Source organism: uncultured Acidovorax sp., from assembly GCF_964021665.1.
Taxonomy (GTDB): domain Bacteria; phylum Pseudomonadota; class Gammaproteobacteria; order Burkholderiales; family Burkholderiaceae_C; genus Acidovorax; species Acidovorax temperans.
The window spans coordinates 1-21,057 of the sequence record NZ_CAXIAK010000014.1; the positions used below are offsets into that span (position 1 = coordinate 1).

Sequence of the window (21,057 nt, forward strand, 5' to 3'; positions counted from 1 at the left end):
GGCAGCAGTGCCGCGCCGACCGTGATGGCCGAGTCGGCCACATTGAATGCCGGGAAGTGCCAGCCCATGACGTGGAAGTCCAGAAAATCGACCACGTAGCCGTGCATCAAGCGGTCCACCACGTTGCCAATGGCACCGCCCATCACACTGGCCAGTGCAAAGCAGAACAGCTTTTGCGTGGGGTGCTTGTAGAGCTGCCAGATGATGAAAAGGCTGGCAACGGTACCAATACCGGTGAACAGCCAGCGCTGCCATCCCCCTGCGTTCGAGAGGAAGGAGAAGGCTGCACCGGTGTTGTGGGCGCGCACGATATTGAAGAAAGTCGTGATGGTCGTGGCTTCGCCCCACTGGTAGTTGCGCAGGATCAGCTCTTTAGTCCACTGGTCTGCCGCCACAATGACCACGGCCCATATCAGCCACAACGCCATGCTGCGGGTGGTGGACTGGTTGCCGCCCACGGCTGGAACCGCGGCCATTCAGGCACACACCCGGTTTTCACCGGTGCCGTGAAGGTTGCTGGTGCAGCGGCCGCAAATGGTGGGGTGGGCCGCGTCCTGGCCCACGTCCTCACGGTAGTGCCAGCAGCGTTCGCACTTGGCATGGTTGCTCGGTGTCACGCTGGCGGCCAGGGCTTCGCCTTCGGCCAGCGTGGCTGCGGAGGTGATGAACACGAACTTGAGGTCTTCACCCAGGCTGCGCAGGGCTTCGAGCAGTTCGCCGCTGGCGGTCACCGTGACCTCGGCCTGCAGCGATGCGCCCACCTTACCGTCGGCGCGCAGGGCTTCGATCTCCTTGTTCACCACTTCACGGGCGGCGCGGATGCGGTCCCACTTGTCCAGCAGCGCAGCATCGGTGGCACCAAAGTCCCAGAACTTCTCCACAAAGATGGTCTCGGATTTGCCGAATACCTTCCATGCTTCTTCTGCAGTGAACGACAGGAACGGCGCCATCCAGCGCAGCATGGCGTGGGTGATCTGGTACAGCGCGGTCTGAGCGCTGCGGCGTGCCAGGCTCTTGGGCGCGGTGGTGTAGAGGCGGTCCTTGAGCACGTCGAGGTAGAACGCACCCAGGTCTTCCGAGCAGTAGACCTGCAGTTTGGCTACCACGGGGTGGAATTCATACACCTCGTAATGGCCCAGGATGTCGGCCTGCAGCTGACTGGCGCGGGCCAGGGCGTAGCGGTCGATTTCCAGCAACTGATCAGCCGGCACGGTATCGGTGGCCGGGTCAAAGTCGCTCACGTTGGCCAGCAGGAAGCGCAGCGTGTTGCGGATGCGGCGGTACGCATCGACCACGCGGGCCAGGATCTTGTCGTCAATGGCCAGGTCGCCCGAGTAGTCGGTCGAGGCGCACCACAGGCGGATGATTTCGGCACCCAGCTTGCCGCTCACCTCTTGCGGCGAGACGGTGTTGCCCAGCGACTTGCTCATCTTCTTGCCCTGGCCGTCCACGGTGAAGCCGTGGGTCAGCAGGCCGCGGTAGGGCGCGCGGCCAAAGATGGCACTGGCCAGCAGCAGCGAGCTGTGGAACCAGCCGCGGTGCTGGTCATGGCCTTCCAGATACAGGTCGGCCTCAGGGCCAGTCTCGTGGTGCATGGTGCCGTGCGTGCCGCGCATCACGTGCCAGAAGGTGGAACCCGAGTCGAACCACACTTCCAGAATGTCCGTGCTCTTGGTGTAGTGTGGCGCGTCTTCTGCGCCCAGGATTTCTTCGGTTGTCACGCGGCTCCAGGCCTCGATGCCGCCCTTTTCGACGATGGCTGCCGCCTGGTCAATGATTTCCATGGTGCGCGGGTGCAGCTCGCCCGAATCCTTGTGCAGGAAGAAGGGCAGGGGCACGCCCCAGCTGCGCTGGCGCGAGATGCACCAGTCGGGCCGGCCCGCGATCATGTCGCGCAGGCGGCTCTTGCCGTTTTCTGGGTAGAAGCTGGTCTGCTCGATGGCCGCCAGGGCCGTCTGGCGCAGCGTGCCCGGAGCCTTGTCGGTGGTGAACACGCCTTCGCCTTCGTCCATGCGCACGAACCACTGGGCGGCGGCGCGGTAGATCACGGGCGTCTTGTGGCGCCAGCAGTGCGGGTAGCTGTGGGTGATGTCCTTGGTAGCCATCAGGCGGCCCGCATTGCGCAGAGCTTCGATGATGACGGGGATGGCCTTCCAGATGTGCTGACCGCCAAACAACGGGAAGTCGGCCGCATAGGTGCCGTTGCCCTGCACGGGGTTCAGGATATCGTCGTACTTCATACCGTGCGCCACGCACGAGTTGAAGTCGTCCACGCCGTAGGCAGGCGACGAGTGCACGATACCCGTGCCGTCGGTGGCCGTGGCGTAGTCGGCCAGGTACACGGGCGAGAGGCGGCGGTAGCCATGGCTGCCGTCTTCACTGGCCACGTCGTACAGTGGGTGCTCAAACTCGATGCCGCCCAGCCTTTCGCCCGGAACGGTGGCCAGCACCTTGCCTTGCAGGCCCCAGCGCTCCATGCAGGCATCGACCAGTGTTTCGGCGATCACGTACAGGCCGCGTTCGGTTTCCACCAGCGAGTAAGGCAGCTCGGGGTTCAGGTTCAGCGCCTGGTTGGCGGGGATGGTCCAGGCCGTGGTGGTCCAGATCACGGCAAACGCATCTTGCGTCAATGCAGGCACACCGAAAGCCGCCGCCAGCGCGGCAGGGTTGTGGGCCTTGAAGGCCACGTCCAGCGTGGTGCTCTTCTTGTCTTGGTACTCGATTTCAAACTCGGCCAGCGACGAGCCGCAGTCAAAGCACCAGTACACAGGCTTGAGGCCGCGGTACACGAAGCCCCGCTCCATCACCTTCTTGAGCGCACGGATCTCGCCGGCTTCGCTCGCGAAGTTCATGGTCTTGTAGGGGTTGTCCCAATCACCCAGCACGCCCAGGCGCTTGAAGTCGGCCATCTGTTGTGCGATTTGCTCGGTGGCAAAGGCACGGCCCTTGGCTTGCATTTCGTCACGCGGCAGGTTGCGGCCGTGCAGCTTTTCAATGGCGTTTTCAATGGGCAGACCGTGGCAGTCCCAGCCGGGCACGTACAGCGCGTCAAAGCCTTCGAGCTGGCGCGCCTTGGTGATCATGTCTTTGAGGATCTTGTTGACCGCGTGGCCAATGTGCAGTTGCCCGTTGGCATAGGGGGGGCCGTCGTGCAGGATGAACTTGGGTGCACCACAACGGGCATCGCGCAGCTTTTTGTAGATGCCTTTGTCTTCCCACTCCTTCACCCAGCCGGGCTCACGCTTGGGCAGGTCGCCGCGCATGGGGAAGGAAGTGTCTGGCAGGTTCAGCGTGGCGCGGTAGTCCACGGCAGGCGTGCTGTTCGTGGGGGTGGAGCTGGCGTTATCGGACATGAAAGTACCTTAGAACGGTGCAATCCGGGGCGTACCCGGCGCGAAAAACGGGAGTGACTGGGACGAGAGAAGCTGGCCCGCAAGCACGGGCGCTGCGCAAAGGCAGCCCTCTAAATTCGGTCGCGGGTGGTCTGGCGCCGGGTCTCGGTGTACGAGCGGGCGTGGCCAGAGGCAAAGTAGGCGCGCGCATCGGCGCAGTCCTTGGCGATACCGGCAGTGAGGGCATCGAGACCGTCGTACTTGAGCTCGTCGTGCAGTTTGTGCAGAAGTTCCACGCGGATGATTTTACCGTACGCCCCCTCGGCGCCCAGGCTGTCCGGCCATTGCAGGCAATGGGTTTCCAGCAGCACGCGGCCGCCATTCACATCGTTCGGGTCGAGTGACGGTCGCACGCCCAGGTTGGCCACACCGGGCAGGGGGGTGTCGCCCAGGCCATGCACCAGCACGGCAAAAATGCCGCTGGCAGCAGGCTTCCAATGGGCAAAGCGCAGGTTCAGGGTGCGGAAGCCGTCTTGCGCGCCGTCGGCGCTGGCGCCCAGGGCGCGCCCCAGCTTGCGGCCATGCACCACATGGCCTGAGATGGTGTACGGCCGCCCCAGCAGGGCGGCAGCAGCTTCCATGTCACCTGCGCCCAAGGCCTGGCGAACGGCTGAACTGGACACCCGCAGGCCGCGTACCTCGTAGCTGTTCATGCGGGCCACATCAAAGCCCTGGGCTTGCCCAGCCGCGTCGAGCATGGCGTAGTCGCCCGCCCGCTTGGCGCCAAAGCGGAAATCGTCGCCCACCAGCACGTAGCGTGCCCCCAGGCCTTGCACCAGCACTTCGTTGATGAAGGCCTCGGGCGTTTGCGCGGCCAGCCGCGCGCTGAAGGGCAGCACCACCACCTGCTGCACGCCGCAGCGCTCCAGCTCGGTGAGCTTGTCGCGCAAAGTGCCAATGCGTGCGGGGGCCAGTTCGGGCTTGCGCGCCACGCCAGCAAAATAGTCGCGCGGGTGCGGCTCGAACGTGAGTACGCAGCTCTCCACGCCCCGGTGGGCGGCTTCGTTGTTCAGCAACGCCAGCATGGCTTGGTGCCCCCGGTGCACGCCGTCGAAATTACCGATGGTCAGCGCGCAGGCGCTGGCGATGCCAGGGTGGTGGAATCCGCGAAAGATCTTCATCGGCTTGTTATCTTTTTGATAGCAGCCTGCGCAAGTGGATCAAGCGCAAGACGCCAATTTGTCATGGAAAAAGAGTATATTGTGACCGACACCCGCCCGTCAGGCGGCATTGCCTGGCACCCGAGGGTTGCAGGCCGACTGGAAGCGCACCAGCGCAGTGCCTTCCGCCGAGACATCCGAGTTCCGAATCCTTGTGTAGCGTAAGTTTCCAGGAGGCGTGTTTTGAAGGTCTTGAAGCTGTCAGCCCAGGGGCTGCCCCAATCGTGGATCACGTTGGAGCAAGCAGTCATCCACTACGCTGCAGGCGAAGTGCGCTGGGAGTCGGGCGCCCAGATTGCCCGCTTCCGTGGCGGTCACAACGCCATCACGGGCGAGCAATCGGTAATTGCCGTCAACAGCATCATCGGCACCAAAGGCGTCCCACGCATCAACCCGTTTGAACTGAAACCAGGCCTGACCAACAGCAAGCTGTTCGCGCGCGACCGCAACATCTGCGCCTATTGCGGTGGGCATTTTCACGAGGAAGAATTGACGCGCGAACACATCGTGCCTTTCGCCCACCAGGGGCAGGACCATTGGATGAACGTCGTCACGGCCTGCCGTGCCTGCAACCACCGAAAAGGGCCGCGTACGCCCGAGCAGGCTCACATGCCTTTGCTGTATGCCCCTTATGTGCCCAGCCTGTGGGAAGATTTCATCCTGCGCAACCGCCGCATCCTTGCCGACCAGATGGAGTTTTTGTTGGCACATGTGCCCAAGTCGTCGCGGCTGGCGGCCTAGCATCCTTTGCACCGCATCACTGCGGCGCGGTAAACCCTGTGGGAGAATCAGGGTTTTCCCTGAAAACCTCCCATGATCGTTCGCGATCGGCCCTCCGGCCTGCGTCTGTTTTTGCTGCTGCGTGGGTCCATCCTGCAGCGCATCCGCTGGACACTGCTGTTCAACACCCTGCTGGCCACGGCCGTGACGCTGGCGCACGGCAACCTGTTCACTTTCAAGATCACGCTCACTCCCATCCCCTTTACCTTGATGGGTCTGCCGCTTGCGATTTTTCTCGGCTTTCGCAACACCACGGCCTATGACCGCTACTGGGAAGGGCGCAAGCTATGGGGTGAGTTGGTATTGCGCACGCGCAACCTGTCGCGCCAATGCCTGAGCCTGATTGAGCTGGACCAGCCCGTGGACCCTGCCAACCGCGCCGGGGATGTGCGGGTGCGCATGGTGCACCGAGCGATTGCGTTTGTTCACGCCCTGCGCCTGCACTTGCGCTCGCAAAGCGACGATGCCTTGCTGCAGCGCTGGCTGCCTGCGCAGGATTGGCCACGCGTGGCCCAGTCCAGCGTGCGGCCCGAGGCGATCATGCAGGGGCTGGGCCAAGACTTGCGCCAGTGCCTGCGCGAGGGGCGCATCGATCCCTGCTTGGCGGCGGGCATCGACACGACCTTGTCAGCCATGACGGCCTCCGCCGCATCGTGCGAGCGGATCCGGAACACACCAGTGCCGTTCTCGTACACCCTGCTGCTGCACCGCACGGCTTACCTCTATTGCTTTTTGCTTCCCTTTGGTCTGGTGGATACCACCGGCTTCATGACGCCCTTTGTCGTCGCCATCGTGGCCTACACCTTCTTTGGGCTGGATGCGCTGGGCGATGAAATTGAAGAGCCTTTTGGTTTGGAGAGCAACGATCTGCCGCTGGACACTCTGTGCCGGGCGATGGAAATCAACCTGCGTGAGTCCCTGGGTGAAACTGATTTGCCCCCCCCATTGTTGCCGGTGGACTACTTGCTGACGTGAGACAGGGCATCGCTGATAAGCCCGTCTGATTCGTGGCCGAGTGGCTACCAGCCAGGGGATCGGCCTATGGGTTGGATGACCCATAGGCCGTTTGCGCGAATGCCGCGCTCAGGCAAACACGCCCGCCGTATCCTGCATCCGCGCAGAAACCTCGCCCAAGTGGTGCAGCGTGTCGCCAAACGCCACTTCCAGCTGCGTGAGCTTCTTGAAGTAGTGGCTCACGATGTACTCGTCTGTCACGCCAATGCCGCCATGCAGTTGCACGGCCTGCTGACCGACGAAGCGCATCGACTGGCCCAACTGCACCTTGGCGCGGGCCATGGCAGCGCGGCGTTCTTCTGCGGGGGAGCCGAGCTTGAGGCTGGCGTAGTAGCTCATCGAGCGGGCGAGCTCCAACTGCATCTTCATGTCTGCCACGCGATGGCGCAGGGCCTGGAAGCTGGCAATGAACACACCAAACTGCTTGCGCTGGTTCATGTATTCGACGGTGATGGCCAGCGTTTTGTCCATCACGCCCACGGCTTCGGCGCAGGTGGCGGCAATGCCGGTGTCCACGGCCAGTTCCAGCGCGGCCAGGCCGTCGGTGGTGATGAGCGTGGCGGGGGTGTTGACCAGGTGCACTTCGGCCGCGCGGCTGCCGTCTTGCGTGACGTAGCCCTGGGTGGTCACGCCACTCGCAGTACGCTCGACCAAGAAGAGGGCGATCTTGCCGTCCAGCTGTGCGGGCACGATGAAGGCATCCGCCTTGTCACCCGCAGGCACTACGCTTTTGATAGCTGTTACCGCATATCCTGATTGCGCAGGAGCCGCTTTTGCCTCACAAACGTCCAGGCGGTAGCGTGCCTTGCGCTCTTGGTGCGCCAGCACCACCACCGCTTCGCCGCTGGCCACGCGGGGCAACCACGCCGATTGCATTTCGGCGGGGGCGTAGTGGGACAGTACAGCGCTGGCAATGAAAGACTGCGCGATGGGTTCCAGCACGATGCCGCGGCCCAGTTCTTCGGCCACCACCATTGCGTCGATGGCGCCTTGGCCCATGCCGCCTTGCGCTTCGGGCACGGTGAGGGCCGTGAGGCCCAGTTCGGCCAGTTCGTTCCATGCGGCGCGGTCAAAGCCACCTGCTGCCACCGCGGCGCGGCGGCGCTCGAACGTGTAGCCCTTGTCCACCCACTTGCGTACGGCGTCGCGCAGTTGTTCCTGGTCGTCAGAAAAATCGAAATCCATGTTCTTGTCTCCTGGAACTTGGGATCAGCCGAGCACGGTCTGAGCCACGATGTTGCGCTGCACTTCGTTGGAGCCACCGTAGATGGTGGTCTTGCGCAGGTTGAAGTAGGTGGATGCCAGCGGCGCGTTGGCCACCACGCCGCCGGGGAAGTTGCCCTGCCAGCCGGCTTCCATGGCCTCTTCGATGAAGGGCATGGCAAAGGGGCCTGCGGCCAGCATCATCAGCTCGGCATAGCGTTGCTGGATCTCGCTGCCCTTGATCTTGAGCAGGCCCGCAATGTCGAGCGAGTTCTTGCCCGATTTCTCGGCCGACAGCACGCGCAGCACCAGCATTTCGAGCGCGACGATGTCCACTTCGAGCAGTGCGATCTGGTCGCGGAAGCGCACCGCATCAGCGCCCCCTTCGGTAGGGTCCCACATGCCTTCGGTCTTGGCGATGCGCTTCAAGCGCTCCAGCTCGCGCTTGCTGCGGTTCACGTCGGCGATGTTGGTGCGCTCGTGGCTCAGCAGGTGCTTGGCGTAGGTCCAGCCCTTGTTTTCTTCACCGATCAGGTTTTCGGCGGGCACTTCGACGTTGTCGAAGAACACTTCGTTCACTTCGCACTCGCCATCGAGCAGCTTGATGGGGCGCACGGTCACGCCCTTGGACTTCATGTCCACCAGCAGGAAGGAGATGCCGGTCTGCGGCTTGCCTTCGGTGCTGGTGCGCACGAGGTTGAACATCCAGTCGCCGTGCTGGCCGAGGGTCGTCCAGGTCTTCTGGCCGTTGACGATGTACTTGTCGCCCACGCGCTCGGCGCGTGTCTTGACGCTGGCCAGGTCCGAGCCCGAGCCCGGTTCGCTGTAGCCCTGGCTCCACCACACTTCGCCGCTGGCGATGCCGGGCAAGAAGCGTTTTTGCTGCTCGGCATTGCCAAACGCCATGATCACCGGGGCCACCATGACGGGGCCGAAGGGGATGATGCGAGGCGCACCAGCCAGAGCGCACTCCTCTTCAAACAGGTGCTTTTGTACGGCCGTCCAGCCGGGGCCGCCAAACTCCTTGGGCCAGCCAAAGGCCAGCCAGCCTTTTTTGCCCAGAATCTTGGCCCAGCCCTGCATATCGTCGCGGGTCAGGCGCAGGGCGTTGTGCACCTTGTGGGAGATTTCTTTGGGCAGATTGGCTTGAACCCAGGTGCGGACTTCCTCGCGGAAGGCCTGCTCTTCGGGGGTGAATGCGAGATCCATGCAGCTTGTCTCCTATTGATTTTGTGTTTGTAGCACGGTCGTTCGTTTCAGTCCTGTCCGGGTGGTGACATGCTCGTCAACCCAGGCACCAGGCCCAGCTCGTCGCACAGGCGGCGCACCGTGGCTTGCAGGCTTGCCACTTCGGCCTCCAGCGCTTGTACGCGGGCTTGCAGGGCGGGGGCAGGGGTGTCCAGTGAGGGGGCCGGGTGGCCGCCGTAGGCCTGCTGGCTGGTGTCTACCGGCCCGCACAGCAGGTGGGCCCAGCGCGGCTCGCGGGCGCCGGGCGCGCGGGGCAGCAGCACGACCAGCGGGCCGCCTTTTTCTGCGCTGCGGTTTTGCAATTCGTCCAAAAATGCTTCCACCGACGAGATGTCGGCAAACCGGTGCCAGCGCTCGGCATTGATGCGCAGCTCACCCGCCGTTTGCGGCCCGCGCAGCATCAGCAGGCCCAGCAGCGCGGCGGACTGGTCGGGCACGCCCACGCCGCGCTGAAAGTTGTGTTCCCACCGTGTGGTGCGGTTGCCGCTGCTCTCAAACACCAGGGTCAGCAGCTTCAGCGAATCCAGCGCCTCTTGCGCTTCGGCATCCGTCAGTTGCATCACCGGGTCGCGGCTGGTTTTCTGGTTGCAACCGGTGACCAGACCATTGAGCGACATGGGGTAGCTGTCGGGCACCGTGCGGGCTTTTTCCATCAACGTCGCCAGCACGCGGGCTTCGTTGGGGGTGAGGGGGCGGGTGGCGGGGCTGAAGGGGGTGGACATGGCTGGGATAATCACGGGCAAATGAAGAACATCGTGATTTTGATCTCCGGCGGCGGCTCCAACATGGCAGCCATCGTCAAAACCGCGCAACAGGAACAGTGGGCGCGCGCGTACGGTGTGCGCATTGCTGCCGTGGTGAGCAACAAGGCCGATGCCAAAGGCCTTGTGTTTGCCCGCGAGCACGGTATTGCCACCGCCGTGCTAGACCACAAGGCGTTTGAGAGCCGCGAGGCTTTTGATGCGGCACTGGCCCAGGCGATTGACCAGTACCAGCCTGCCCTGGTGGTGCTGGCCGGGTTCATGCGCATCCTGACGCCCGGTTTTGTGGAGCACTACGCCGGGCGGCTCATCAACATCCACCCTTCGTTGCTGCCCGCTTTCACCGGTCTTCATACGCACCAGCGCGCCATCGACGCTGGCTGCAAGTTTGCAGGCGTGACGGTGCACCAGGTGACGGCCGAGCTGGACGTGGGTCCCATCCTGGCCCAGGCCGTGGTTCCCGTGTTGCCGGATGACACCGCCCAAACCCTGGCGGCGCGCGTGCTGACGCAGGAGCACATCATTTACCCCCGCGCGGTGCGCAACTTGGTGCGGGCTTTGTAATCAAGCCTGATGCTGAATGGCACCCGCAGTTCAGCAGGTTCTTACAGGGTGGACACCACCTCGGCGGCGCTGCCATGCAGCACGGCCTTGACCTGGGCCGCTTGCTCTGGCGTGGTGGGGTGGGCCACCATCGCCCAGTGGTCTTGGCGCAGCGCAGACCGCACGCGGGTGATCAGGCGAATGTGGTCCGGCCGCATCGACAGCAGCCCGCCTGCCAGCAAACCAAACGTGGTGCCAAAGCCCACCAGTGCGATCAAGGCCAGCAGCGGGCTGCTGGCAATCATGGGGTGCCCCGCGCGCCAAAACCACGCATACAGGGCCAGCCCTGCAACAGCCCCCGCCATGCCACCCACCAGATGCGCTTGATAAAACGTGCGGGCGATGCCCTGGGGCTCAGGTTCCATCGCGTACGAAAAAATTTCATGGTGCGGTGCCTTCGCATCGTGCGGGCCCAGCAGCCGCACCTGGCCCGGCTGGATGCCGCCCAGCCGCATCACAGCAGCCATCGATGATTCGGCCTGGCCTTTTTGTGGATAAAGGCCAGCGACCTTGGTGAGGGAACGTTCTCCAAACAGCCCTTGAAGCAAATAAGCCATCACTACCTCCAGCGTGGGGAATGAAACAAGCCTGGCCGCTGCGGTGTGGGGCGGGACCGTAGGGGCACCCAGGCCCGGCAGCTTGGCCAAGCGGACGGTTTCAAATTAGCGTGGAGGGTGCAGCAGGGTTGTAGGACGGGCCAAGCCGTTCCGGTAGGCAGCCTTTGTGCTGCGGATCGTGTGCTTTGGAGAAAAATGGGCTCTTCTAGCGAATAGTAGTGATGGAAATCGCCGCACGTCTGTAAACGACGATTTCGACGTACGACATTTATCGAGTGCATCACTAGCATTCGCTAGAAGAGCCGAAAAATGGGCTCTGGCGCTTTACCAGAAAGCGCTGCTAGCTATTAAAAATATAGCAAATCAGATGTTGGATGGGCTGGCGGGGATGGAATCTGCGCACTTTTCGAAGCGCGGGCGCAGCACCCCGTCGATGGTGACCTGCTCGGCAAACATGGCGGCCGGGCGCACCCACAAGCCGTGTTCACCGTACAGGGCGCGGTACACGGTCATGGGCTCCAGCGTTTCGCTGTGCCGGGCGGTGCCCACCACCTCGTACAGGTTGCCTTTGTAGTGCCGGTACAAGCCCGGGGGTGTGGGGGGCAAGGGAGGAAGGGTTTCGTTCATGGTTAGGATGGAAGGTTGTGCTGCGGCCGCCGACCACGGCGGTACCGCTAAAAAAATAAAAAAAGGGAGGGGTTAGGCCATGGAATGGGCAGATTTTGTGCATCTGGTGCGCACCAGCGAGCAAGACAGCGCCGAAAACAGCAGTGCGTACCGGCGCAGCGTAGCCGCTTTTGCCGCCCTGGGCTACGCCTGGGTGGTGGGCTGCGCCGTCGTCGCACTGGCGTTGGTGGCCTGGGCGTTGCCGCAGTTGCTGCAAGGGCGTTTTCGTTTCGGCTTGGTGTTGCTGCTGGCAGCGGGTAGCCTGCTATGGGTCAGCCTGCGGGCGTTGTGGGTGCGCATTGCGCCGCCTGAGGGCGAAGAGATCACCGCCGAAGACGCCCCGGAACTGTTCCAGGCGCTGGAGCGCATCCGCCGCAAGGTGAAAGGCCCGGCGATTCACCATGTGCTGCTCAGCGATGAGTTCAACGCCAGCATCCAGCAGATTCCGCGCTATGGACTGTTCGGTGGCGGCACCAATTACCTGGTGATTGGCCTGCCACTGCTGATGGCGCTGGACCGTGGTCGATTTTTGTCGGTGCTGGCTCATGAATACGGCCACCTGCGCGGCGACCATGGCCGCTTTGGCGCCTGGATCTACCGCACCCGCTGGTCCTGGATGCAGTTGAACAAGAACCTGGGTGACGATACCGGCGTGGCTGGGGTTGCGACGCAGGCGTTTCTGCGCTGGTACTTTCCACGCTTTGCCGCCAAAACCTTTGCGATGGCGCGGCAGGATGAATACGAGGCCGACCACATTGCCGGTCGCCTCGCGGGCCGCGAAGTCATGGCTGCGGCATTGATCGAGGTGGAGATTCGCGGGCGCTGGCTGCAAACCGAGTTCTGGCGTGACCATTGGTGCATGGCAGCCAGCCAGGCGTTGCCCGTGGGGCCTTTCCGTGGCTTGCGGCGCCTGCTGGCCCGCGCCCCCGAAGCCGCATTTGCCAACGATGCCTTGCGCCAGGCGCTCAAACGCATCAGCAACCTGGACGACACCCACCCTGGCCTGCGTGACCGGCTGGAAGCGCTGGATGCCGCAGGCACGCTTCCGGAATGGTCGCGCGGCAGCGCCCTGGCCCTGCTGGGGCCTGAATACAAAGCCTGGATCGCCCGCTTTGACCGGCAATGGTGTGCCGACAACGCCACCGAATGGAAGCTGCACCACGCCTGGCTGCAGCGCGTGTGTGCCCGTGCCGAGGCCCTGCAGGCTGGCATGGCCCAGGCCAGCGCTGCCGACTTGGTGGAGCTGGCCCGCTTGCGCAAACACCTGGATCCACGCGCCGACGTGCGCCCGCTGTACGAACTGGCGCTGGAACGCAGTTCCGAACACCCAGGTGCCTTGCGGGGCCTGGTGCAGGCGCTGCCAGAGGGCGACCGCGAAGCCAAGCTGGCCTGCCTGCACCGTTTGTGGGACGTGGGCAGCAACGACCGCTGGTGGGCCGCCCGCACGGCGCTGGCCGAACTGGAAACCCCCCGGATGGGCTATGACCACGACGCAGCCGCCTTCAAGCAATGGCGCAAGCGGCTGGAGCGCGCCCAGGAATCGGAGGAGCGCGCCTGGGAAGAGTTGAGCCACCCGGCCTACTTCAGCCACATCGCACGCCACGACCTGAGCGAGTTCGAGCTGGGGGAGTTTCAGGCCGAGCTGGCCCGCTGCACCCCCATCGCACGTGCCTGGCTGGTGCGCAAGAACCTGCGCGAGCACCCTCAGCGCCGTGCCTACCTGTTGTTTGTGGAGCTGCCCGGCATGGACGATGAAGACCGTTATGAGCTGTGCCGCTCGCTGGAGCGCACGCTCGGGCTGCCCGGCCCGGTGCTGGCGCTGTGGGCGGGTGAATCGCCCACGCTGCAGGAGATTCGGCGCTCGGCGTTCGAGCCGGTGTTTTCGCGTTGAAGGGCCCCTGCTTTTGGCAAAGGCCAGGGGCTCTGGCGGGGTAGGGTGGGCCCGGCGCAGGTCGGCCTGGGGCCATAGTGGGACAATCGGGGGATGCATCCCAAAGTTCTTCTTGACGCCTGTGCCGAGCTGGTGCGGCTGACCCTCACGTTTGAACACCCGGCCGACGCCGTGGTGTCCCGCTTTTTTCGCGACAACCGCGGCCTGGGCCCGCGCGAGCGCGCCACCCTGGCAGAAACGGTGTACACCGTGCTGCGCAAAAAGCTCTTGTTTGACCACCTCGCGCCCTCGGGTTCTGGCTCCAAGGAGCGGCGCCTGGCTATCCTGGGCTTTCATGGCCCGCGTGACTTTTTGAAGAGTGCGCTGACCGAGCAGGAAAAGAACTGGCTTGACCAGTGCGACGCCATCAACCCCGCCGACCTGATGGAGCGCCACCGCCACAACCTGCCCGAGTGGCTGGTACAGCCCCTCAAGGACCAGCTGGGCGATGAGTTCTGGCCGCTGGCTGAAAGCATGGCGCAGAACGCGCCGCTGGACCTGCGCGTCAACGTTTTGAAGGAAAAACGGGCTGATGTGCAGAAGGAGCTTGCGCAGGCAGCTATCAAATCAGTAGCGACGCCATATTCCCCGTGGGGCCTTCGCATTGAGGGCAAGCCCGCACTGACCAAGCTCGACGCCTTCACCCGTGGCGCCATCGAGGTGCAGGACGAAGGCTCGCAACTGCTGGCATTGCTGCTGGACGCCAAGCGCGGCGAAATGGTGGTGGACTTTTGTGCCGGTGCTGGTGGCAAGACCCTGGCGATTGGCGCCACCATGCGCAGCACGGGCCGCCTTTACGCGTTTGATGTGTCGGCCCACCGGCTCGATGCCCTCAAGCCCCGCATGGCCCGCAGCGGCCTGTCGAACATCCACCCCGCCGCCATTGCCCACGAGCGCGACGAGCGCATCAAGCGCCTGGCCGGCAAGATCGACCGCGTGCTGGTGGACGCCCCTTGCTCGGGCCTGGGCACGCTGCGCCGCAACCCTGACCTCAAATGGCGCCAGTCTGCCAAGGCGGTGCAAGAGCTGGTGGTCAAACAGGCCGCCATTCTGGACAGCGCCGCCCGCTTGCTCAAACCGGGCGGGCGTCTGGTCTATGCCACCTGCAGCATCTTGCCGCAGGAGAACGAGGCCATTGCCGAAGCATTTACCGCAGCCCACCCGGATTTCGTGCCGCTGGATGCGGGTGAAGTTCTGGGCCAGCTGAAAGTGGAGCAGGCCGCCAGCCTGTGCAGCGGTGGCGAGACTGGCACAGCCTATTTGCGCATGTGGCCCCACCGCCACCAGACGGACGGCTTCTTCGCCGCCGTGTGGACGCGCAAGGGTTGATCCCCGGGCAACTGTGTTGCCCCTGGCGGCGTCCATTCGCGGGGAACCCCGATCCCCAAAAATGGAATGCCGTCCTAGAATTTGTGTCGAGTGCCCCGCGTGGGCTGTTTTGTGTGTGGAAGAGGCAGTGTGAATATGTTGTTACCTGATTGGGCGGTGTTGGACGCCATCATTGATTGGCTGGGCCATGGCCTGTGGAACCTGACCTGGTGGCAGATCGTGCTGTACACGCTGGTTACGACGCACATCACCATCGCGGCGGTGACGATCTTCTTGCACCGCGCACAGGCCCACCGGGCGCTGGAGTTGCACGCCATCCCCTCGCATTTCTTCCGTTTCTGGCTGTGGGTGGGCACGGGCATGCAGACCAAGGAATGGGTGGCCATTCACCGCAAGCACCACGCCAAGTGCGAAACGCCGGACGACCCACACAGCCCGCAAACGCGTGGGCTGGATACCGTAATGTGGCGCGGCGCCGAGCTGTACCGCGCTGAGGCCAAAAACCCCGAAACCCTCCAGAAATTTGGCCATGGCACCCCCAATGACTGGGTGGAGCGCAACGTGTACAGCCGCTTTGGCTGGCAGGGCGTGGGCCTGATGCTGATTTTGAATCTGGCCTTGTTCGGCGCTGCAGGCGCTGCCGTGTGGGCGGTGCAGATGGCCTGGATTCCGTTCTGGGCGGCCGGGGTGGTCAACGGCGTGGGCCACTACTGGGGCTACCGCAACTTCGAGGCGCAAGACGCCAGCACCAATCTCTCGCCCTGGGGCATCCTGATTGGCGGGGAAGAGTTGCACAACAACCACCACACCTACCCCACGGCGGCCAAGTTCTCGGTCAAGCCGTTTGAATTCGACATCGGCTGGCTGTACATCAGCCTGATGCAAAAGGTGGGCTGGGCCACGGTGAAGAAGGTGCCGCCCAAGCTGCAGTTGGGTGCCCCCAAGCCTGTGGCTGATGAGAAAACGCTGGAAGCCTTGATCGCCAACCGCTACGAGGTGATGGCGGGCTATGCCCGGGGTGTGCGCCAGGCGTGCAAGGATGAAATCGCTGCCTTGAAGGCGCGCCATGGCGATGTGTCCGTGCTCAAGGCCGCCAAGCGCTGGCTGCACCGCGACGCCGAGAAAGTGCCTGCGCAGGCCTTGCCCCAACTGGCCCAGGTGCGTGCCGCGTACCCTGCGCTGGACACCATGGTCACCATGCGCGAAGAACTGCGCCAGTTGTGGCTTAACACCTCTCACTCGCGCGAGCAGCTCACTGTAGATTTGCAGGCCTGGTGTCGCCGCGCTGAAGAAAGCGGCATTGCCGCGCTGCGCGAGTTCTCTTTGCGCTTGCGCTCCGTGCAGGCCTGATCTAGCCGGCGCTCCGTAAAGGCTCGGTTGCCTAGGGGCCTCTGCTGGCGCTAAAGACTGCTGCGGTGAAGTACATGGGCTGCCGTATTGGCATGGCAGTCCGGTACTCAGGATTTCCAGAAGCGTTGTCTTGAGGTAATTGCCCTCATTGGCCGCCAGCAAGTCAGATGCAAATAGCGCAGACATAAAAAAACCGCCGGGCATTGCTGCCGGGCGGTTTTTGGGGAAGAGGGCTGAATTACTTCAGCTTCATTTCCTTGTATTCCACATGCTTGCGAGCTTTTGGATCAAATTTCATGATCAGCATCTTCTCGGGCATGGTCTTCTTGTTCTTGGTCGTGGTGTAGAAGTGGCCGGTACCCGCAGTGGATTCCAGCTTGATCTTGTCGCGTCCGCCTTTGCTTGCCATGGTGCTACTCCTTAAGCCTGGCCACGGGCACGCAGGTCTGCGAGCACCGAGTCGATACCGTTCTTGTCGATCAAACGCAGGGCAGCGCTCGAAACACGCAGGCGCACCCAGCGGTTTTCGCTCTCAACCCAGAAACGGCGGTATTGCAGGTTCGGCAGGAACCGGCGCTTGGTTTTGTTGTTGGCGTGGGAAACGTTGTTCCCAGTCATGGGCTTCTTGCCCGTTACGTCGCAGACGCGTGCCATCAGGACACTCCGATACTTTTATAACGACCATTTGCGGGCGCCCTGGCAAAGTGCGCAGGGCTCGCTAGCGGTCTCACCTCGCCAGAAAGGGTGGCGGTAACCCGATTGTTGAACCTGAAGTTCCGCCAGGACGGCGGGCAGGATTCAGCAAAGCCGCAGATTATAGCCTGCGGCCTGCTTTTCGATCAAGCCTCTTGTTCCAGGAAGCGCTGCGCATCGAGTGCGGCCATACAGCCCGTGCCCGCGCTGGTGATGGCTTGGCGGTACACGTGGTCTTGCACGTCGCCTGCGGCAAACACGCCGGGCACGCTGGTCTGGGTGGCAAAGCCCTTGAGCCCGCCCTGCGTGACGATGTAGCCGTTGTCCATCTCCAGCTGGCCCTGGAAGATTTCAGTGTTGGGCGCATGGCCAATGGCAATGAAGCAGCCCTTGAGCTCAATGTCCTGGGTGCTGCCGTCTTGCGTGCTCTTGATGCGAATGCCCGTCACGCCGGTGTCGTCGCCCAGCACTTCATCCAGGGTGTGGAACACCTTCAGCTCAATCTTGCCAGCGGCCACTTTTTCGTTCAGCTTGTCCACCAGGATGGGCTCAGCCTTGAACTTGTCCCGGCGGTGCACCAGCGTGACCTTGCGGGCGATGTTCGAGAGGTAGAGCGCCTCTTCCACGGCAGTGTTGCCGCCACCCACCACGCACACGTCCTGGTCGCGGTAGAAGAAACCATCGCAGGTGGCGCAGCCCGACACGCCGCGACCCATGAAAGCTTCTTCCGAGGGCAGGCCCAGATACTTGGCCGATGCGCCGGTGGCGATGATGAGGGAGTCGCAGGTGTAGGTACCGCTGTCGCCTGTGAGGGTGAAGGGGCGCTTGCTGAAATCGACCTTGTTGATGTGGTCGAAGATGATCTGGGTCTTGAAGCGCTCGGCGTGCTCCAGAAAGCGCTGCATCAGGTCCGGGCCTTGCACGCCGTGCACGTCAGCGGGCCAGTTGTCCACTTCGGTGGTGGTCATCAGCTGCCCGCCCTGCGCCATGCCGGTGATCAGCACGGGGTTCAGGTTGGCACGCGCAGCGTAAACGGCGGCGGTGTAGCCGGCAGGGCCAGAGCCGAGGATCAGAACTTTCGCGTGTTGGGTGATAGACATGGTACAAGCCTGTGTTGTGCGCGCCTGCCAGGGAGGCTGGGCGCTGTTGGAAAATAAAAAGAGAGCCCACCAAGTATCCGCCGAGGGGCGGCACACAGGAACAGGCCGTTTTCAATCGTGGTGATTGTAAGAACCCATCAAAACCGGGGTGGTCGGGATGGGTTCGTTTTGCTGTTGAGGAGAAGTCTTTTCCATGTCGACCATGTTGTCCAACCTGGACCTGCTGCGCAGGGTGCCATTGTTCTCGCTGCTCACGGTGACGCAGGCGGAAGTGATCAGCGGGGCGGTGACCAAGCAACGCTACAAGCGCGGTGAGGTGCTGGTCGAACAAGGGCAAAAGTCCAATGCCCTGGCCATTTTGCTGACAGGCAGGGCGCGCGTGGTATCGGCCGACAGCCGGGGCCGCGAGGTGATTCTGGCCACGCTGGGGCCGGGCGACTACATCGGCGAGATGAGCATCATCGACAACGAGCCGCATTCGGCCACGGTGCGGGCCGAGGTGCAGACCGATGTGCTGCTGCTCGGCCGGGCGGACTTTGCCCGCTGCCTGGCGGAAAACGCCTCCATGTCGCTGGTGGTGATGCGCGGTCTGGTCAAGCGCCTGCGCCATGCCGATCGCAAAATTGAGTCACTGGCGTTACTGGATGTGTATGGACGCGTGGCCCATGCCCTGCTGGAGTTTGCGGTGCAGGATGCTCAGGGCCAGTGGGTCATTCGCGAGAAAATCTCGCGCCAGGATCTGGCCAAGATGGTGGGCGCCTCGCGCGAGATGGTCAGCCGCGTGATGAAAGACCTGGAAGAGCGTGCCTTTATCCAGACCCTGCCCAATGGCGTGACCCTGCTCAAAGAGCGCCTGAACTCCCTCAATTGAAGGCCATGTCCGTACCGCTGCGGGCGCGGTCTGTCCTTGTCCATGGGGTAAGCTTGCCCGGCACGTTATGACTTATTCCCTCAATACTTTGAATGCTTCTGCGGCGGCCAAGTCGCCCCCCCGCACCGGCGCGGCCCGGTTCGGACATGAGGTCAGTTTGCTGGTGGGCCTGCTGGCCCTGATTTTCTGGTTGCTGGCCTTGGTCAGCTATTCGGCGCAAGACCCATCCTGGTCCTCATCGGGCGTGGGCTCGTCGCGCATGGTGGCCAACTGGGCGGGGCGCCTGGGGGCGTGGCTGGCTGATGGCAGCTACTTTGCGCTGGGTTTTTCGGTGTGGTGGTGCGTGGCCGCAGCCGTGTGCGCCTGGTTTGCGTCGTTGGCGCGGTGGATGCGCGGTGGTGAAGTGCCCGAAGGCGCTCCATCGCCCGCCATGCGCCGTTTGGTGTTTTGGGTGGGGCTGATTTTGCTCGTCTGTGCCAGTGCCGCACTGGAATGGTCGCGCCTGTACCGGTTCGAGTCGTACCTGCCAGGCGGCCACGGTGGCGGAGTACTGGGCTACACGGTGGGCTTGAGTGCCATGAAGTGGCTGGGCTTCACCGGTTCGGGCCTGGTGAGCATTGTGCTGCTAGTGGTGGGCGCTTCCATGGTGTTTTGCTTCTCGTGGGGGCATGTGGCCGAGTGGCTTGGTGGGCGCATTGATGCGCTGGTGCAGTCGCGCCTGGCGCAGCGCGAAGTGGCCAAGGACGTGGCCGTGGGCCGCAAGGCCGCGCGCGAACGTGCGGTGGTGGTGCGCGAAGAGCGCACCGAGAGCGAAGAGCACCACCCCGAGCCCGTGCAGATCATCGAGCCTGTGCTGGTGGATACCCCCCAGAGCGCACGGGTGGTGAAAGAGCGGCAAAAGCCCTTGTTCACCGACATGCCTGACAGCAAGCTGCCCATGGTGGACCTGCTGGACGGGCCGCAACAGAAGCAGGAAACCGTTTCTTCCGACACGCTGGAGATGACCAGCCGCCTCATCGAGAAAAAGCTCAAAGACTTTGGCGTGGAAGTGCGCGTGGTGGCGGCCATGCCCGGTCCGGTGATCACACGCTATGAGATCGAGCCCGCCACGGGCGTGAAGGGCTCGCAGATCGTGGGCCTCGCCAAAGACCTGGCGCGCTCGCTCAGCCTCGTGTCCATCCGCGTTGTGGAGACCATTCCCGGCAAAAACTATATGGCGCTGGAATTGCCCAATGCCAAGCGCCAGTCGATTCGCCTGTCCGAAATCCTGGGCTCACAGATTTACCACGACGCCAAGAGCATGCTCACCATGGGCCTGGGCAAGGACATCGTGGGCAACCCGGTGGTGGCAGATCTCGCCAAGATGCCGCACGTGCTGGGCTCGGGCAAGTCGGTGGGGATCAACGCCATGATTCTCTCGCTGCTCTACAAGGCGGAGGCGCGCGATGTGCGCCTGTTGATGATCGACCCCAAGATGCTGGAAATGTCGGTCTACGAGGGCATTCCGCACCTGCTGGCCCCGGTAGTGACAGATATGAAGCAGGCCGCCCACGGCCTGAACTGGTGCGTGGCCGAGATGGAGCGCCGTTACAAGCTGATGAGCAAGCTCGGCGTGCGCAACCTGGCGGGCTACAACACCAAGATCGACGAAGCCAAGGCCAAGGAAGAGTTCATCTACAACCCCTTCAGCCTGACGCCTGAAGAGCCCGAGCCGCTACAGCGCCTGCCGCACATCGTGGTGGTCATCGACGAGCTGGCCGACCTGATGATGGTGGTGGGCAAGAAGATCGAAGAGCTGATTGCACGCTTGGCGCAAAAAGCCCGCGCGGCCGGCATTCACCTGATTCTGGCCACCCAGCGCCCCAGCGTGGACGTGATCACCGGCCTGATCAAGGCCAACATTCCCACCCGCATCGCCTTCCAGGTGAGCAGCAAGATCGACAGCCGCACCATTCTTGACCAGATGGGCGCCGAAGCGCTGCTGGGCATGGGCGACATGCTCTACATGGCCAGCGGCACGGGCCTGCCCATTCGGGTGCATGGCGCCTTCGTGTCAGACGAGGAAGTACACCGTGTCGTCAGTTACCTCAAGGAACAAGGGGAGCCGGACTACATCGAAGGGGTGCTGGAAGGTGGCACTGTAGAGGGCGACGGCGATTTGTCGGCAGAGGGGGGTGAAGGTGGCGAGAAGGACCCCATGTACGACCAAGCCGTCGAGGTGGTGCTGAAAGACCGCAAGGCCAGCATCTCTTATGTGCAGCGCAAGCTGCGCATTGGCTACAACCGCTCGGCCCGCCTGCTGGAAGACATGGAAAAAGCCGGCTTGGTCAGCGCCCTCACGGCCAGCGGCCAGCGCGAAGTGCTGGTGCCTGCGCGCGAGGGCTGATCTGCACCCAGCCC

Annotated in this window: 19 protein-coding genes; 8 read left to right on the forward strand and 11 right to left on the reverse strand. The window is 63.2% G+C overall.

Translation table 11 applies throughout. The features are described 5' to 3' along the window. From lspA to AADJ04_RS04990, 3 genes are all read right to left on the reverse strand, one after another. Window positions 1–476 (reverse strand): signal peptidase II (gene lspA, locus AADJ04_RS04980; protein ID WP_341238946.1); only part of this gene is annotated, 476 nt, incomplete at its 3' end. After that, on the reverse strand, window positions 477–3,353 hold the full coding sequence (gene ileS, locus AADJ04_RS04985) for an isoleucine--tRNA ligase (protein WP_341238947.1): 2,877 nt from the start codon (window positions 3,351–3,353) through the stop codon (window positions 477–479). 110 nt (window positions 3,354–3,463) lie between these two features. Further along, window positions 3,464–4,513, reverse strand: a complete 1,050-nt coding sequence (locus AADJ04_RS04990; protein ID WP_066785322.1) for a bifunctional riboflavin kinase/FAD synthetase — start codon at window positions 4,511–4,513, stop codon at window positions 3,464–3,466. Between the two features lie 222 nt (window positions 4,514–4,735). On the opposite strand from AADJ04_RS04990, the gene AADJ04_RS04995 reads away from it, so the two are divergent. Both AADJ04_RS04995 and AADJ04_RS05000 read left to right on the forward strand, forming a co-directional pair. After that, window positions 4,736–5,293 carry an HNH endonuclease gene (locus AADJ04_RS04995; protein ID WP_341238948.1) on the forward strand — a complete coding sequence of 186 codons (558 nt, stop codon included), beginning with the start codon at window positions 4,736–4,738 and terminating at the stop codon, window positions 5,291–5,293. Between the two features lie 72 nt (window positions 5,294–5,365). Next, window positions 5,366–6,307, forward strand: a complete 942-nt coding sequence (locus AADJ04_RS05000; protein ID WP_341238949.1) for a bestrophin family ion channel — start codon at window positions 5,366–5,368, stop codon at window positions 6,305–6,307. A gap of 108 nt (window positions 6,308–6,415) precedes the next feature. On the opposite strand, the gene AADJ04_RS05005 is transcribed toward AADJ04_RS05000, so the two are convergent. Genes AADJ04_RS05005 through AADJ04_RS05015 form a run of 3 tightly spaced genes read right to left on the reverse strand, consistent with a single transcriptional unit; the run spans window position 6,416 to window position 9,519 of the window. Next, the gene (locus tag AADJ04_RS05005) at window positions 6,416–7,531 is read right to left on the reverse strand and encodes an acyl-CoA dehydrogenase family protein (RefSeq protein ID WP_341238950.1); all 1,116 of its coding nucleotides are present in this window, start codon (window positions 7,529–7,531) and stop codon (window positions 6,416–6,418) included. Window positions 7,532–7,555: 24 nt separating this feature from the next. Further along, entirely contained in the window at window positions 7,556–8,758 is a 1,203-nt protein-coding gene (locus AADJ04_RS05010) for an acyl-CoA dehydrogenase family protein (RefSeq protein WP_198845406.1), read from the reverse strand. A 47-nt stretch (window positions 8,759–8,805) separates the two neighbouring features. Beyond that, window positions 8,806–9,519, reverse strand: a complete 714-nt coding sequence (locus tag AADJ04_RS05015) for a YceH family protein (RefSeq protein WP_341238951.1) — start codon at window positions 9,517–9,519, stop codon at window positions 8,806–8,808. Between the two features lie 21 nt (window positions 9,520–9,540). On the opposite strand from AADJ04_RS05015, the gene purN reads away from it, so the two are divergent. Then, window positions 9,541–10,122, forward strand: a complete 582-nt coding sequence (gene purN, locus AADJ04_RS05020) for a phosphoribosylglycinamide formyltransferase (RefSeq protein WP_341238952.1) — start codon at window positions 9,541–9,543, stop codon at window positions 10,120–10,122. 41 nt (window positions 10,123–10,163) lie between these two features. On the opposite strand, the gene AADJ04_RS05025 is transcribed toward purN, so the two are convergent. Together AADJ04_RS05025 and AADJ04_RS05030 are read right to left on the reverse strand one after the other, a co-directional pair. Beyond that, window positions 10,164–10,718, reverse strand: coding sequence for a hypothetical protein (locus tag AADJ04_RS05025; protein WP_341238953.1), 555 nt, complete (start codon window positions 10,716–10,718; stop codon window positions 10,164–10,166). Window positions 10,719–11,081: 363 nt separating this feature from the next. After that, window positions 11,082–11,345, reverse strand: a complete 264-nt coding sequence (locus tag AADJ04_RS05030; protein WP_341238954.1) for a DUF1653 domain-containing protein — start codon at window positions 11,343–11,345, stop codon at window positions 11,082–11,084. Window positions 11,346–11,424: 79 nt separating this feature from the next. Between AADJ04_RS05030 and AADJ04_RS05035 the strand changes: the two genes are divergently transcribed. The 3 genes from AADJ04_RS05035 (at window position 11,425) to AADJ04_RS05045 (ending at window position 15,993) form a co-directional block, all read left to right on the forward strand. Then, window positions 11,425–13,275 carry a M48 family metalloprotease gene (locus AADJ04_RS05035; protein ID WP_341238955.1) on the forward strand — a complete coding sequence of 617 codons (1,851 nt, stop codon included), beginning with the start codon at window positions 11,425–11,427 and terminating at the stop codon, window positions 13,273–13,275. 93 nt (window positions 13,276–13,368) lie between these two features. Then, window positions 13,369–14,643 (forward strand): RsmB/NOP family class I SAM-dependent RNA methyltransferase, encoded by a 1,275-nt coding sequence (locus AADJ04_RS05040; RefSeq protein ID WP_341238956.1) that lies wholly within the window; start codon window positions 13,369–13,371, stop codon window positions 14,641–14,643. Between the two features lie 135 nt (window positions 14,644–14,778). Beyond that, on the forward strand, window positions 14,779–15,993 hold the full coding sequence (locus tag AADJ04_RS05045) for a fatty acid desaturase (RefSeq protein ID WP_207373915.1): 1,215 nt from the start codon (window positions 14,779–14,781) through the stop codon (window positions 15,991–15,993). A 238-nt stretch (window positions 15,994–16,231) separates the two neighbouring features. Here AADJ04_RS05045 and rpmG read toward each other — a convergent pair whose 3' ends face one another. The 3 genes from rpmG to trxB all read right to left on the reverse strand — a co-directional run bounded on the left by rpmG (window position 16,232) and on the right by trxB (window position 17,786). Next, window positions 16,232–16,402, reverse strand: coding sequence for a 50S ribosomal protein L33 (rpmG, locus tag AADJ04_RS05050; RefSeq protein WP_008904999.1), 171 nt, complete (start codon window positions 16,400–16,402; stop codon window positions 16,232–16,234). Between the two features lie 11 nt (window positions 16,403–16,413). After that, entirely contained in the window at window positions 16,414–16,647 is a 234-nt protein-coding gene (gene rpmB, locus AADJ04_RS05055; RefSeq protein WP_015013086.1) for a 50S ribosomal protein L28, read from the reverse strand. A 185-nt stretch (window positions 16,648–16,832) separates the two neighbouring features. Then, entirely contained in the window at window positions 16,833–17,786 is a 954-nt protein-coding gene (gene trxB / locus AADJ04_RS05060) for a thioredoxin-disulfide reductase (protein ID WP_044395953.1), read from the reverse strand. A 193-nt stretch (window positions 17,787–17,979) separates the two neighbouring features. On the opposite strand from trxB, the gene AADJ04_RS05065 reads away from it, so the two are divergent. Continuing rightward, window positions 17,980–18,657 (forward strand): Crp/Fnr family transcriptional regulator, encoded by a 678-nt coding sequence (locus tag AADJ04_RS05065; RefSeq protein ID WP_066690907.1) that lies wholly within the window; start codon window positions 17,980–17,982, stop codon window positions 18,655–18,657. A gap of 67 nt (window positions 18,658–18,724) precedes the next feature. After that, a complete protein-coding gene (locus AADJ04_RS05070) occupies window positions 18,725–21,043 on the forward strand; it encodes a DNA translocase FtsK 4TM domain-containing protein (RefSeq protein ID WP_341238957.1) in 2,319 nt (772 codons plus the stop codon). The last annotated feature ends 14 nt before the right edge of the window (window positions 21,044–21,057 follow it).